Source organism: Paenibacillus sp. MBLB1832, assembly GCF_032271945.1.
Lineage (GTDB): Bacteria > Bacillota > Bacilli > Paenibacillales > NBRC-103111 > Paenibacillus_E > Paenibacillus_E roseopurpureus.
Genome location: NZ_CP130319.1, coordinates 4,964,444 through 4,980,284, shown reverse-complemented (window position 1 = coordinate 4,980,284; position 15,841 = coordinate 4,964,444). Strand labels below are relative to the sequence as shown.

Annotated in this window: 11 protein-coding genes; 10 read left to right on the top strand and 1 reads right to left on the bottom strand. The window is 46.0% G+C overall.

The window, feature by feature from the left end; genetic code table 11:
• Positions 1–113 precede the first annotated feature (113 nt).
• The 7 genes from MJB10_RS22430 to ade all read left to right on the top strand — a co-directional run bounded on the left by MJB10_RS22430 (position 114) and on the right by ade (position 12,048).
• The gene (locus MJB10_RS22430; protein ID WP_314798679.1) at positions 114–2,684 is read left to right on the top strand and encodes a chondroitinase-B domain-containing protein; all 2,571 of its coding nucleotides are present in this window, start codon (positions 114–116) and stop codon (positions 2,682–2,684) included.
• Between the two features lie 134 nt (positions 2,685–2,818).
• Positions 2,819–6,028 carry a polysaccharide lyase family 7 protein gene (locus MJB10_RS22425; protein ID WP_314798677.1) on the top strand — a complete coding sequence of 1,070 codons (3,210 nt, stop codon included), beginning with the start codon at positions 2,819–2,821 and terminating at the stop codon, positions 6,026–6,028.
• A 324-nt stretch (positions 6,029–6,352) separates the two neighbouring features.
• Positions 6,353–7,663 carry a polysaccharide lyase family 7 protein gene (locus tag MJB10_RS22420; protein ID WP_314798675.1) on the top strand — a complete coding sequence of 437 codons (1,311 nt, stop codon included), beginning with the start codon at positions 6,353–6,355 and terminating at the stop codon, positions 7,661–7,663.
• Between the two features lie 187 nt (positions 7,664–7,850).
• The gene (locus tag MJB10_RS22415; RefSeq protein WP_314798672.1) at positions 7,851–9,440 is read left to right on the top strand and encodes a type 2 periplasmic-binding domain-containing protein; all 1,590 of its coding nucleotides are present in this window, start codon (positions 7,851–7,853) and stop codon (positions 9,438–9,440) included.
• A 105-nt stretch (positions 9,441–9,545) separates the two neighbouring features.
• Positions 9,546–9,677 (top strand): hypothetical protein, encoded by a 132-nt coding sequence (locus MJB10_RS22410; protein WP_314798670.1) that lies wholly within the window; start codon positions 9,546–9,548, stop codon positions 9,675–9,677.
• 58 nt (positions 9,678–9,735) lie between these two features.
• Complete coding sequence (locus tag MJB10_RS22405; protein WP_397386646.1) at positions 9,736–10,140, top strand: DUF2975 domain-containing protein; 405 nt, start codon at positions 9,736–9,738, stop codon at positions 10,138–10,140.
• Positions 10,141–10,251: 111 nt separating this feature from the next.
• On the top strand, positions 10,252–12,048 hold the full coding sequence (gene ade / locus MJB10_RS22400) for an adenine deaminase (protein ID WP_397386553.1): 1,797 nt from the start codon (positions 10,252–10,254) through the stop codon (positions 12,046–12,048).
• A gap of 242 nt (positions 12,049–12,290) precedes the next feature.
• On the opposite strand, the gene MJB10_RS22395 is transcribed toward ade, so the two are convergent.
• Positions 12,291–12,932 carry a hypothetical protein gene (locus MJB10_RS22395; RefSeq protein WP_397386552.1) on the bottom strand — a complete coding sequence of 214 codons (642 nt, stop codon included), beginning with the start codon at positions 12,930–12,932 and terminating at the stop codon, positions 12,291–12,293.
• Between the two features lie 166 nt (positions 12,933–13,098).
• On the opposite strand from MJB10_RS22395, the gene MJB10_RS22390 reads away from it, so the two are divergent.
• The 3 genes from MJB10_RS22390 (at position 13,099) to MJB10_RS22380 (ending at position 15,822) form a co-directional block, all read left to right on the top strand.
• Positions 13,099–14,178, top strand: a complete 1,080-nt coding sequence (locus MJB10_RS22390; protein ID WP_314798666.1) for an HD-GYP domain-containing protein — start codon at positions 13,099–13,101, stop codon at positions 14,176–14,178.
• A gap of 230 nt (positions 14,179–14,408) precedes the next feature.
• Positions 14,409–15,170 carry a YveK family protein gene (locus MJB10_RS22385; RefSeq protein WP_314798665.1) on the top strand — a complete coding sequence of 254 codons (762 nt, stop codon included), beginning with the start codon at positions 14,409–14,411 and terminating at the stop codon, positions 15,168–15,170.
• A complete protein-coding gene (locus MJB10_RS22380) occupies positions 15,151–15,822 on the top strand; it encodes a CpsD/CapB family tyrosine-protein kinase (protein ID WP_314798664.1) in 672 nt (223 codons plus the stop codon). Before MJB10_RS22385 ends, MJB10_RS22380 begins: the two co-directional genes overlap by 20 nt.
• The last annotated feature ends 19 nt before the right edge of the window (positions 15,823–15,841 follow it).

Here is a 15,841-nt window from a genome sequence, read left to right as displayed (position 1 = left end):
ACAGCATAAAGTTGCAAGATGATTTGCTTTGACAACTAGAAAGCGCATACATAAGAGGAGGCTCATATTCATAACTTCAGGAAATGAACACTAAACTTAAGGAGTGAACGTAAATGAAAATCGTAAAGTCGAAAAAGATGATTCCTATAGCACTCAGTTGTATGCTGTCACTTCCTTTACTTCCACTTGCGACACCAGCGTTCGCAGCAACATTGCTAAGTGATAACTTCGAATCCTACAGCAGTTTCCCATCGGGGGCGTGGACGAATGCTTCAGGGAACGGAACTTGGAGTATTGCCACGGATGGAAGTAAGGTCGCCACACAAACTTCGTCCACTTCCAATACGTATATCATGACAAATGGGACCTCCACCTGGACCAATTATACCTATTCGGCCAAAGTAAAAGTGGGATCTACGAGCGTACGTAATGGGATTGTCGCCCGATACACAAATGGGAATAACTACTATTTTCTAATTTTGTATAATGGGAATTTACTTCTGAACAAAAAAGTAAGCGGTTCCACAACGACAATTCAGCAGGTTCCCTTCACTGCGAACACATCTACCTTTTATAATTTGCAACTGGAAGTGAATGGAACGTCGGTCAAAGGCTATGTAGACGGGGTTTTATTGGTACAAGGGACAGACAGCAGTTTAACAAACGGTGTTCCTGGTTTATATGCGAATGGGATAGCGGAATTTGACGATGTTTCCGTGACGGACAGTGCTGTAAGTGATACACAAGCTCCAACTGTACCAACTGGACTTTCGGCAACAGCGGCGTCCAGCAGCCAGATTAACTTGAGTTGGACGGCGTCTACGGATAACGTTGGCGTTACTGGCTACGATATTTATCGCGATGGCTCGCTTGTGGGATCATCGGCTACGACATCGTATTCGGATACAGGTTTGAACGCTTCTACAGCCTATTCCTATACGATAAAGGCGAAGGATGCCGCAGGCAACATCTCAGCTGCAAGCAGTACTGCAAGTGCTACAACCCAAGCGAGTTCAGGTGATACAACACCTCCGACAGCTCCGACAGGGCTTACAGCTAATGCAGTTTCGAGTAGTCAAATTAACCTCAGCTGGACGGCATCCACAGATAACGTTGGCGTTACTGGCTACGATATTTATCGCGGAGGCTCACTCGTGGGTTCATCGGCTACAACTTCGTATAACGATTCAGGTTTGAGTGCTTCAACTTCTTACAGCTACACGGTGAAAGCGAAGGATGCAGCTGGTAACGTTTCCGTCGCAAGCAGTTCAGCTTCAGCTACAACGCAAGCAAGTGGAGGCGGCACGGTTGTAAATGTGTCGACATCTGCTCAATTGACAGCAGCCATTAGCAGTGCAACAGCAGGCACAACAATCGTACTTGCAAATGGTACTTATACCAATGGCGGTAATTTCAGCGTTAGTGGCAAAACAGGAACGGCTGCGAATCCAATTACAATTAAAGCAGCTAATACTGGACAGGCTATCATATCGGGTGGAGCTTATTTTGTGGTAACGAATTCGTCTTATGTTACGATTGAAGGCCTGAAGTTTACGAACACAGGAAATACAGCTGTAAAATTAGATCAAAGCAACAATGTGCGTGTAACCCGAAACACGTTTGCATTAACGGAAAATGGAAATTCACTCAAATGGGTCTATATTGGAGGCGCCAATAGCCATCATAACCGTATCGATCATAATGAATTCGGACCTAAACATGATTTGGGTAACTTTATTACCGTTGATGGATCTTCGACCCAAATTTCGCAATACGATACCATTGAGTATAACTACTTCCACGATATCGGACCTCGTGCGGTCAATGAAATGGAAGCGATTCGCTTAGGTGTGAGCACATTATCGATGTCGGATGCCTTTGCAACGATCCAGTACAACCTTTTTGAAAACTGCGATGGCGATCCTGAATTTGTCTCGGTAAAAAGCGGTCAAAACACCGTTCGATATAATACATTCCGCAACTCGCAAGGTGTACTCTCTTCTAGGCATGGACATGGTCAGAGTTTCTATGGGAATTTCTTCCTAGGGGATGGCGTGAAATCGGGTATCGGCGGTATTCGTTTGTATGCCAACGATCATAAAGTGTTTAATAACTATTTTGAAAATTTAACAGGCAGTGGCTTCGCAGATGCGATTAACGTTGACGGCGGGGATTTCGATGGAGGAACGAACGGGTCAACGTTCACAAGCTCCGATTTAAGCAAACACTGGCGAGTTTACCGTGCGCAAATTGTAAATAATACAATTGTAAACAGTACAACAGGGATCGTTATCGGTGGGAACTACACGCTAGCGCCAGTAGACAGCATCATAGCGAATAATATCGTGAAAAATTCAACGGGTACCCTGTATAATCAGGTTAAAACAAGTAATACCACGTTCCAAGGTAATATTGGCTACGGCTCTACTTTAAGTAACGTCACTAGAACAAGTGCTGAAATCAACAACGTGAATCCACTCTTAACTTCATCTGGGGGCTTACAAAAGCTATCTAGCTCAAGCCCGGCTATCAACGCTTCGACAGGCTCTTATACGTTTGTAACAACAGACATGGATGGTCAAAGCCGTTCAGGAACGAACGACGTTGGCGCAGATGAATATGCAACGAGTTCGGTTATAAATTCACCTCTCACAACATCGGATGTAGGACCGCTTGCTCCGTAAGTCATACGTAACAGAAACCGTAACCCCTAAAGTTCTGACGAACCATAACGGGCGGCGGTTTCTTTGTATCCAACTCAAATACACGTAAACGCTTAACTTTTGTAGAATTATATATGTAGGAGGATACTATGAGCATGTATGTTAACCCTAAAAGGATAACCCACTTATTATGTTTATCACTGCTCTTTTCATTTATTACTTATTTTCAATTACATGACGCATATGCCACCGGTCTAAGCTATTCATTGCAAGAAAGCTTTGAATCCTATGGTACAGCTGGTCAGCCTGGATCTACTGCACCTATCGGCTCCCCCGTCAACGAAACACAGCCTTGGAAAAACGATTTCGGCAGCGGGCTCTGGTCAATTGATGAGGAAATCATTCCAAGTACGACAACCAAGAATCATTTTATGAAACAAACCGCTCTAACCCCAACCGTGAGCACAAATGATTATTGGGGACAATCTTTGCCTGAAATCATAACTAGTAATATCACAATCTCAGCAAAGGTCAAAGTACTTGGTAGTAGCGGTACTTATGCTGGTCTCGCTGCAAGATATGCACCCGATGGCAGTAGTCATGAATATTACAGGTTTATGGTGAAAAAGAATTCCGCTAGCTATCAATTTTATATCGAGAAGGCATTCGGCAGCACGGGCAATTCCAAATCAGCAATCCCCCTAAATAGTAATTCTCCAAATACAAGCGGTGTCACCATTCCGAATACAACATTGGCTCAAGCCATGGACAACTTAGGTTACTTGCCGTTGAAGATGAACATTATTAATAATCTCGATTCAAGCGTAACGCTGGAATGTTATTACGGAACTACACTCGTTCTGTCCGCTACGGATCCTGCCAGCTCAGCACCGTATGTCTCAGGACAAGCTGGCGTATATAGTAATGCAGGCGCTACTGCGTTTGATGATTTTCAGGTTACTCCCTATTATCATCCTGTCATTACTCCTCTGGTCATCAACGATGACAAGGATAGTGCAGCTGATTTGAAATGGACAGTTGCTATAGACAACAGCTATGATATACGACGCCAAGGGCCCGGCGAGTCAACCTATACAGTCATTGCCACGAATGTTGCGCAAAATGCATTACCAGGACCGTTCACCTATACGGCGACTGGCTTATCAAATAGCTCCACCTACAACTTTATCGTTACTGCACGTAATGTTCCAGGCCAAACGTCTGATTCAGCACCCATTGCCGTGTCGCCTCATCCAATTGTAACGATACCTGCTGCTCCCACTTCCGTAACCACATCACAGACAAACAATACCGTACTGGTAAGATGGCCTAGTGTGAACGGTGCCCAAACTTACAATGTGTATCGCAGTACTTCATCAAGCGGACCCTTCACATCCCCAATTGCAACAGGGCTCGGTCTTGGAGATACAAGTCCTACCCTTGCTTATACCGACAACGGTCTGGTTCAAGGAACTTATTATTATGCAGTAACGGGGGTCAATTCGATCGGAGAAGGCCCCCTATCACCTATTACATCAATTCAAGTGAATCCTCCCGCACCGCCCGAATTAACCGCCATAGGTGGAACTCGTGAGGTGTTCTTGACTTGGACGGATGTAAATGACGCCTCGAGCTATAACATTTTGCGCAGCACGAACAGTGGCAGCGGATATACGTTTATAGGTACAAGTCCAACAACAACGTACACTGACACGACCGTTGCTAACGGGACAATGTACTATTACGTTGCACAATCAGCTAACGCTGTTGGCTCAAGTCCGAATTCAGCTGAAGTCAGTGCATCTACACAAGTACCTCCTAGTACGAATTTTGATCTTTCTCACTGGAAACTGACCATTCCGGATTCAACCGCTTCGGAAATCTCAGTGGCCCAGCTTGCAAATGGCTATACCAGCCCTTACTTTTACACAGATCCAAGTGATGGCTCGATGACATTCTGGGCTCCCGTAAACGGCGGCACAACGAGCGGCTCAAGCTTCCCGCGCTCCGAATTAAGAGAAATGTTAGTTCCTAATGACAATACGACCAACTGGATGTGGTCAGGCATTCATACGATGACGGCTACGGAAAAAGTAACTGTGGTTCCATCTACGGGGAAAGTGATTGCCCTACAGATTCATGGTGTTTCCCCTACGGGCGGAAATGCGAATCCACTTGTAAAAATGCAATACGACAGCAATAAGCATGCCGTAGACTTCCTTGCAAAGAATGCTTCCGTAGGCGGCAGCGACACCCACTTTGTTTTTGGCGGGATTCATGTAGGCGATACCTATAATGCCCAAATACAAGTTATAGATGGGGTTCTTTACATGACGGTCAATGGGGTTACTCAGTCCTATGACTTTATCGCGGCTGACCCAGGTTGGAAGGATCTTCAATTTTACTTTAAAGCAGGTGCATATACACAGGATAACGTAGGTCCCAGCACCGAAGGCGGTGTCGTCAAAATTTACAGTCTCCATGTTACTCACCAAGCCCAATCCATTAGCACCCCAACTGGTTTGACTGGGGCTGAAGGGATTTCTGGCGTGACCTTGGACTGGAATCCTGTAAATAGAGCCACGAGCTATAACATTCTGCGCAGCACGACAAGCGGCAGCGGCTATGTACCCATAGGTACTACGACTGGAACAAGCTTCACAGATTCTACGACTTCTGACGGCATAACGTATTCCTATGTGGTGACTGCCGAGAATGTTGGTGGTGTAAGCGGTACTTCCAATGAAGTATCAGTAACCATTGATCTCACACCACCTACGACAACAGATAACGCTCCACTAGATTGGGTTAACCATAACGTCGTTGTGAACCTCACGGCAGTAGATACTGTCTCCGGTGTAGCAGCAACTTATTATGAGTTGGATGATTCGGGACCCCTTATTGGAAACACGGTTGCCATTTCATCAGAAGGAATCCATACTTTGCGCTACTGGAGCGTAGATGTAGCAGGCAATGTAGAGACAGACAAATCCTTGACGATTAAGCTGGATAAGACAGCGCCGACGACACAACTAACCTTAGATACGGCTTCTCTATGGCCAGCCAACCATAAGCTTGTCACGGTTACAGCTACCTTAAATGCGATAGACAGCTTAAGCTCAATGGATCATATTGTTTTGACCTCCATTACATGTAACGATCCCAGCTTGGAGGCTACTGATATTCAGGATGCAGATTATGGTTCTTTGGATCTTACTTTTAAACTGCGGGCAGACAAAGCAAATCTAGATATAGAAAGGATCTACACCATAACTTACACGGCTACGGATAGAGCAGGAAACAACAAGTCCGTTTCGGCTACGGTCAAAGTGCCACACGATCATTCTGATACCAAGCCGCAATGATAAAGAATGAAAGTAAAAAGATCTCCAAGATCAGGAGATCTTTTTGCTTTGCGGTGAGTTCATAAAATTATGATTTGAATGCATGTCTCCTTTTTCATTGTGGATATTCGTTTCCAATACTTGTAATAACACAAGTGAACCTAAAGAAAACGTTAACGGGAAAAGGAAATTATTTACTATACTATTTTTGTAAAGCGCTTACAAAATTGATGCATAAAGAGGAGGTTTTTATCAAATCGTAATTGTTTAATCGCCAGAATTTGAAATGCAGCTGCATAAGTCAGAAGAATGGCCAACCTTATTTTATACTAGGAGGATAATAGGATGAAATTGAATTTGAAAAACTGGAAGCCGATTCATTCCATTGCGATACTTTCCTTGGTTGTAACCTCAACCTTCATTTTCACAGGAATTACTTCTGTACAGGCTGCGCCGATTACAATTACAAATCCAGGCTTTGAAAGCAATGCAACTGGCTGGACCAAAGTTGGATCTGTTTCGATTTCTTCAAGCGATACACATACTGGTGGATATTCTGCAAAGGCTTCTGCAGTTGGAGGAGAGTTCAAACAAGCCATATCTGGTTTGACTGCGAATACGTCATATACCTTAAAGGCTTGGATACATGGCAGTGGTATTATTGGCGCCAATACGTATGGTGGCAGTGAAGTATCCGCAGGCGGTAATGCCGCCACATGGACACAATATACCGTTACCTTTACCACAGGAGCTTCGAATACGTCCGCTGTTATTTTTGCAAGAGGAACAACTTCTAGTGATGTCCGTTTCGATGACTTTACGCTGGATAGCGGTGCAGGGACAGCAACTCCGACGCCTACAGCAAGTAGTTCACCATCCCCTTCACCTACAGCTAGCCCTTCACCAACGCCAACGCCACCAGCTAATCCAACTCTGCCATCAGATATCCTATATTTGAAAAATTGGAAGATCACGCTTCCGATTCCTAAGCAGTCCGGCTCCACAAGCCCGCTTGAAGTGCTGCAACCTGCTTTAGATACATATTCCATAGATCCATGGTTTAAGGTTGTTCATGATGCAGATGGTGATGCCGTACAATTCCGTGCGAATCATGGCGCGGTGTCAACGTCAGGATCCAATAATCCGAGAAGTGAACTGCGTGAGATGAAGGATAATTACACGGCTGGAACTACAGCGGATCAAGCGTCCTGGGGCACGAATGATGGGAAAACACATACGATGTTTATTAAGCAAAAGGTGACGCATTTGACCACGATTAAGCCGCATACCGTCGTTGGACAAATCCATGATGCCGGTGATGATGTAACGGTGTTTCGTGTAGAAGGAAATAATCCAGGCGGTGTTTCGACGACTGCCAAAATTTATATCACAGATGGCGATAACACGCATGGGTATTTACTGGATAGCAATTATACGTTAGGTACAGTATTCACGGTTAAAATCATTGTAGCTAATGGTGTCATTCACTATGAGTATAATGGGCAGACTGTCCCATACACACAAACCAAAAATACAACAGGCTGTTTTTTCAAAATCGGAAATTACACACAATCCAATGACTCAACAGCACCTGGAGAAAGCCCGGATGCTTATGCCGAGAATTTGGTGTATGCGTATTCCGTTACACATCAATAAGTTTCTTACAAGGGACTTAGCCAAAGGGCTAAGTTCTTTTTGTCACGTGGAAATATGTCAATGCCTAAAAAAAACACTCCAACTGCTAAAATTACTCCATAGTGTCCCATTATCAGTATGCATTATGATAAAGGCAACACATATTGATAGCGCTTACAATTAAAAAATCATGGGATGAGGGATTTCTATGAGAAAGTGGAAATGGATGGCGAGTACAATGGCGGTTGTATTTAGCATTGGCGTGATCGGTTGCTCGAATGACACTGACACTAGCAAGCCGGCTAATACGAACCCTGCAGAGTCGGCTAAGTCCGCAGCAGAGACGCCGAAAGCGCAGCAAGGCCCAACGAAGTTTAGTATCTCGTTGCGTACGCTTAACTTTGACTATGTAGAAAAAGCGGCCAACCTGAACGAGGACAAATGGGTGAAAGAACTTGAGAAAAAAACGAATACCGACCTTGATATTCAACTGGTCCCTCATGCCGAATTCGAAAAGAAAATGGTCCAAATGTTTGCCACAGGCGACATTCCGGATGTTGTGCAAGCTGGCGCCGGCACCAGCGGGAAAGAGCTAGCAGGCTCCGTGCAAGCAGGCGTATTTCTGGAGCTGAACGATCTGATTAAGCAGTATGCGCCGAATTTGCTGAAGGTAATTCCGCAAGCGGCTTGGGATGAAGTAACGCTTAACGGCAAAATCTATGCGATTCCGGAATTTATTTCTCAGCCATCCCGCAGAGCGACTTGGGTACGTGAAGATTTAATGAAGAAGGCAGGTATTACGAAGGATCCGAAAACGGTTGACGAATACCTCGAAATGCTGCGCGCCTTCAAGAAGATTGGCGTCGAGCACCCGTTCATGGGACGTCAGGATTTTAAATACGCCGATTTATTCTTCGGGGCTTATGACGTATATCCGTATTCGAGCCAATATGAAGTCGTTGACGGCAAAGTTCAGCCGAAATTTTTCGATACCGAGAATATGCAAAAAGCGTTGACAACGTATAAAACGATGTTTGACGAAGGCCTGATCAACAAAGAATTCGCAACAATCAATCCGACGAATTTCAAAAATATTATTTTGAGCGGTAAAGCAGGCATGTGGGAAATGAATGCTCAGGAGCTCATTCAATGGGAAACACAATTGAAGTCAGCTGTGCCTGATGCGAAAATTAAAATTATTCCTTCCCCAGTAGGAACAGACGGCAAGGGCGGCGGTTATTTATATTCCTCCGGAGCGCGTGCATACTTTATTAACTCCAAAATTAATAAAGACAAAATTCCGGGCATTCTGAAGTTCTTTGAATGGCAAGTATCGGAAGAAGCGGACAAATGGTTTGACACAACCCTTCCGATCAACCCGAAAACGGATGCGGAAGTTTCCGAGCAACGCTATTTGAGCGGATTCCTTCATATGGTGAAGGACGATGCTTACCGTAAGCAAATTTTGAATGCAACACCGGAAGGGCAATCCTTACTCAAAACGTTCGAAACGATTTTACCGAATGAAGGACGCGGAGGTCTAGAGTTCGATACGGCGCTTCCAGCTATGGTAAAAAACCCGGATATCGCCGCTTTGTCTGATACAGGAGCTCCACTACTAATTGGGCACATGGTCAAAATGGTGTATGGCAAAGAGCCGATCTCGGATTGGCCGAAGGTTATCGAAGAGTGGAAGTCGAAAGGCGGAAACGATGCATTGAAGGAAGCAAATGACGTTTACCAAAAGAAAAGCGGCTACAAGCTGCGCGGTCCAGAAGCGCAAAAGTGGAAGCAATAACATGGATAAAAGCCAGCAGGAGGGACCTCCGTCTTGCTGGCAAAAAAACCATAAACTTGTCCTGAAAAGTATAGTATCTTAGATTTACATATAGGAGGCAGCTTAGTGAAAGGGATTACGCAGCAAAATCCTCAACTGGCTTTGGCAGAAGACGGATTATACCGTGCGGGCGAAACTAGTCCGATTATCAATGCGTTGAAAAACGGGGCTTACTCCGTAGAAAAGTGCCAACAATAATACGATTTGAAAAGCCCATGCGAATGGGTTTTTATTTTATTTGTAGGAACTTTCTTATCTGATTTCCCTAAATTTAGTTCTTGATGCAAGGGTACATCCTGATACTGCTTACTTCCTAATCCCCTTTTTAGTATGTTCATACGGATTCTGTACTGCGTTTTCTGTTTCGTTATATCAAGCATATAAACTATTAACCTACATCGAAAAGAACATTGCTTTCTCTGACTTATCTCTTAAAGCTTTGAAGATTATTAAGAAATGTGCATTTGCCGTCATTTTCCTCATTGTGATAGCGATCGTGAGCTTGAGGGTGCTTGCTAGTGCTATAGATAGTGATGATCCAGCGGGTCCTACCTCATTATGTCTAATGGGTATTTTAGTAACAAGTATCTTCGCAGCCATTGTGGACGCGCTTCAAAAGCCATTAATAAATGCCCCAGATATACAGTCAAAAAATGAATGATGAACGAACCGAAGTTGCACTCCCCCTCAGAAAGGTATACATTATGAAGTTAAAAAGTAAGATAACATATAGCCCTATTCAATTCATTTGCATAAAAGGGGAATGACACCGATGACGTATACAACACAACGAAATAAGCTAACGGATGTAAGCCGCACCTTGGCCAAGGTGGCCTTGGGAGAATTGCCGGCTGACCTGGTGATCACGAACGGAACGCTCGTGAATGTGCACTCTGGCGAGCTCATCCCGCACATGGATGTCGCCATCTCGAGTGGTCGCATCGCCTACATCGGTCAGGCGCAGCATACGATTGGCGAGCAGACAAAGGTGATCGATGCCGCAGGCAAGTACATGACGCCCGGCTTATTGGACGGGCATATGCACGTGGAGAGCACGATGCTCTCCGTCACGGAGTTCGCGAAGGCAGGTCTCGCCAAAGGGACGACCGCGATCTTCATGGACCCGCACGAAATTGCCAACGTGTTTGGCGCGGAAGGTGTTCGCCTCATGCATGAAGAGGGGCAGGGGCTGCCGCTCAAGGTGTTTACGACTTTCCCATCCTGTGTGCCGGCAACGAGTGATTTGGAAGACGCGGGGGCGAGCCTGGAGGTAGCCGACATCGAAGCGGGCTTGCAATGGGACAATGTCAGCGGGCTCGGCGAAGTGATGAATTTCCCTGGCGTCGTATTCGGCGATCCGAAAATGTGCGGAGAAATCGCAGCGACGATCGCGAGCGGGAAGGCGGTTACAGGCCATTTTCCAAGTGAGGATGATCGCATGCTGCAGGCCTACCTCGCTTCTGGTGTAACGTCCGACCACGAAACGGTTACAAGGGAGCAAGGTCTGCATAAAGTTCGCATGGGCATGCACTTGATGATTCGTGAAGGGTCAGCTTGGCACGATGTGAAGGAAGTCATAAAGATTGTCACTGAGGATAAGGTCAAAACTGCGAATATTTCCCTCGTCACCGATGACGTTTCCCCGCAAACGCTGGTGGAGAAAGGACATCTAAACCATGTGGTGCGCCGCGCCATCGAGGAGGGGGTTGACCCCGTCACAGCGATCGAGATGGCGACCATTAACGTGGCCCGCTATTTCAGACTGGAGCAGGATCTTGGGAGCATCGCGCCAGGTAAATGTGCGGACATTGTGTTGATCGACGATTTGCAGAAGATGGAGCCGTCGACTGTTATCACAGATGGCACCGTAATTTACGAGGCAGGCCAGCTCACAGTGGAGTTCCCGACATTCGTTTACCCTGAGCACATCCGCAATTCCATGCACGTGAAGCGGGCTTTGACGCCTGAAGATTTCCGATTAGCGAGTCGCTCCACAGTAGAGACAACGACAGTGAACGTGATCAGCATCATTGAAAATAGCGCCAGAACGGCGAAAATGACTGCTGCACTTCCCATCCGCACAGGCATCATTCAACCCGATATCGCCCAGGATATCGTACGCCTGGCGTGCATCGATCGGCATCATGGCAGCGGCGATATTTCGTTGGCTTTCGCCCATGGCTTCCAAGTGAAGTCAGGTGCGGTTGCCTCGACGGTGGCGCACGACAGCCACAACTTGCTTGTGATGGGCATCAATGAGGATGACATGGCCTTCGCGGCAAATGAGCTGATCCGACTAGGCGGCGGAACGATCGTCGTTGAGAACGGCGTTGTGCTGGCGCAGGTGCCGCTCACCATCGCGGGCTTAATGTCAGAGAAAACATTGCCTGAAGTTGTAGCTGAAGTCGCCCAGCTGGATCAAGCCTGGAAGCACATTGGCTGCAACATTAACGCGCCGTTCATGACGTTCTCCCTAATTGCCTTGCCGGTCATCCCAGAAATTAGAATTTCTAACCGCGGACTGGTGGACGTGACGCAGTTCAAGCTCGTCGACGTAGAGTTAGTCTAGCAATCAATACAATTCAAACCTTTTCTGAACATTAGGTCATTATCCTAGTGTTCTTTTTTTATATAATTCGATTATTAAAGCGCTTCCATAACCAATGAGAAAGAGGGTAAATTATGCGAAAAAAACCTTGAGTCCCACGAACGTGGTTCTGAAGGCTTTTTGGCTACTGGAAGTCAGCTGACGGAGCGAGTTAGTCGGAAAAATCGACTAACTCTGCTGCACCCCAGCACAGCTACCTCACATTAACAAGTAAACGATTCGATGAACCGTAGATCCGTGCCGAAATACATCCACGAGAATCCTGTCCAGCGGTATCCAGCTACGGAGTGACGCCCAACGAAGATTGGGAAATACCAGAATTGCTGACCATTTCTCAGCCAAACATAGGTGAATCTAAATAAGCAGCGGGAGATGCCGCCTGGGTCAACCGCATACGCACCTGGCGCTTGAAGCGGCTTTTGCGGTGTAAAGGACGGCGGCGCCGATGTTGGCGGCTGCTGTCCGCCAGCTCCTGGAGGCGGTCCACCTGGTCCACCCGGGAACCCGCCTGGTCCACCAGGCATGCCCGGAAATCCACCTGGCCCGCCCGGGAACCCGCCTGGCATGCCAGGGAATCCACCAGGCCCGCCAGGGAATCCACCAGGCCCGCCCGGGAACCCGCCTGGTCCACCAGGGAACCCTCCTGGCATACCTGGGAACCCTCCTGGCATACCAGGGAAAAGACCGCGCGGATCATAAGCCGGCACCCATGCATACGCTTGCGGAACAGGGTATCCGTAAGGGTAAGGCACATTTTGTGGATAATGGGCATCGGATGACGCACTTTGTATAATTTCATTCTCAAGTTCTGCATCGCGCAATTCTTGTTTTTTATTTGTTGCCATTCAATGAAGTCCTCCTTAGGTAAATGCGGATTGTCGATACTTACTATATGCAAAGGAATAGACGGATGTCACGATCATGCCACACGAAAAATAATTTGATTTATGTAATATATTTACTACACAAATGGACGAATATAGGTTAATATTCCCATATGTTTATCGAATCTTGTCGTATATAATTAAAATTGGTACTATTTTCAAACAAACGGAGTTGGATTTCTTGAGAGAGCTGCTGGGTAAAACCTTAAAGTATGATGTGACAACAAGCTACGGGCTCGTCTTAGTTCCAAGCCGAACGGTGCTTAATCAAGAGCACCTGGATTTGTTTCGTCATCACCGCATTGATGCGATGGATATCGTAACAACATCACAAATTGATACGCCGCAAGGAACTGCTCTCTCTAATGATTCAACAGGGCGTCTTGTCCAGAAGGCGACACAATATGCCAAAGATTTATTTGAACGCATTCAAACGCAGAAGAAAATTCCGCTGCTGGAGATCAAGAATGATTTGATCCCCATCGTGCAGGAGGCAGCTGAAAATCCAGATTTATACAAGCTTTTCCAAGCTGTGAAAGCGAAGGATGAGTATACGCATCAGCACAATATTGGTGTGGGCATTCTTTCGACGCTGATTGGCAAATGGCTGGACTTAGCCGATCAGGAGGTTGCCTTGCTTTCGCTGGCAGCTACGATGCATGACGTTGGCAAGATTAAGGTATCCCAAGAAATTTTGTTGAAGCCAGGGAAGCTTACGACCGAAGAGTACGAGGAAATTAAGAAGCACACGATCCTAGGCTACAATATGCTCCGCGAGACTGTCGGCATTAACTACCGTGTCGCGCTTGTTGCGCTGCAGCATCACGAGCGGGCCGATGGCAAGGGCTATCCGCTCCAGCTGCAGGATCATCAATTGGATAAAATGAGTCGTATCGTCGCGGTGGCCGATGTTTTCCACGCCATGTCCTCCAAGCGGCCCTACCATGATGTAATGCCATTTTACGAAGTCGTCAGCCGATTAAGAAAAGGTTTCTTCGGAGAGCTGGATCCGAATATCGTGTCCGTTTTCCTTCAGAATATGATTTGCAATCTTGTCGGGCGCCAAGTCCTGCTCACGGACGGACGTTGGGGCGAAGTTGTCTACATCAACCCCACCGATGATACGCATCCGCTCGTAAAAATTGAGAATACATTCCTCGATCTCAGCAAGGAAAGACACATTCACATCAAAGAAGTGGTCACCTAACGTCTACGACCGCTAGAAGACAAGGATTTCGCCAAAGCAGATACGCCTCCAAGCGGGGGAAGGATCTGCTTTTTTTGGCGTTCTATTAAACGATTGTAACGATACGATTTGGAACCAAATTTAAAGAATAATATGTTGACATGATACAAAAAGTATCTTAAAGTAAGAGTAACAGGAAGATACAAATAGTATCAAACAGTTGGAGTTGCAAACAGTCAAGGAGGGAAATCATGGAGATTAATTTGAAGGAATATTTCATGCTAATAAAAAAACGTTGGTGGCTGATCGTACTCGTTGTTAGTGTATGTACGCTGTTAACAACGCTCTACTCGCGCTCGAATTATGTTCCCATTTATCAAGCTTCAACGAAATTAATAGTTAATAAAACGTCTGAGCAGGGGCAGTTGGGCAAAGAACAAATTGACTTCGGTGCCATAGGCGTGAACATGTCGCTCATCAATACATATAAAGAAATTATTAAAACCCCAGCCATTATGGATAAAGTCGTGCAACGAAACCCCGATTTACACGTAACCACCGATCAACTAATATCAATCGTTAATGTCACCAATTTAAATGAAACGCAAGTCATGTCCGTCGTAGTAAGGCACCTATCACATGAAAGAGCTGTTCGGATTGCGAACGCTGTCTCCGATGTCATTCAAACCGAAATCCCCAACATTATGAAAGTCGACAACATTACGATTTTGAATCGAGCGAAGGTTCAGGACAACCCTACCCCCGTGAATCAGAAATCCAATCAATATATTATTCTCAGCTTCGTTGGGTCATTGGCTGCTACAATCGGTATCATTCTGTTATTAGATGCGTTAGATGATACGTTGAAAACGGACGAGGATATTCGAGAGATTTTCGAACTGGCGCCGCTAGCTTATGTGCCGAAAATGAAGAGCAGCCTGCTCTATGCGAAGCGAAAAAGAAAAGTGAAAAACAGGGAAGAGGAATTAGCTTATGCGAAGACCATCTACTAATACGAGTCATGCGGTTATGACACCAATTCTTCCGAATTCCATGGCCTTAGAAGCATACCGCTCCTTGCGATTTAATATTGAATGTTCCGTATTTGGCCGCGATGCGAAGACGATTTCCATTACATCTTCCAGTCGCGGCGAAGGAAAAACAACAACAGCCGTTCATCTCGCTGTGGCCTATGCGCAAATTGGCAAAAAAGTGCTGCTGCTAGATGCGGATTTGCGCAATCCCTCGATTCACTTCGTTTTTGATATGGAGAATCGACGCGGATTGACGAATTACCTCGAGGGACAGGCGACGCGTCATGAAATTGTTCGAGAGACCATCGTGGATCATCTCTCCTTTATTTCAGGGGGGCCGCTTACCCAGAATCCTTCAGGCCTCTTGGCTTCACAGCGCATGGATACACTGCTTGCTGAGCTGAGCGAGGAATACGATGTGATTATCGTGGACACCCCTTCGCTGCTGACGATTTCGGATGCCAAGATTATGGCGACCAAGTGCGACGGTGTGCTCTTGATTATTGAACATGGACAATTGAAGCGCAATGTGGCGAAAAAAGTAAAAGAAGAGCTCGCCTTAGCGAATGCGAAGCTAATCGGGGTTGTTCTTAATGAAGTGACGAATCATCCAGCCAATGCCTATCTCTAGCAGGGTTAGTACGAAATCG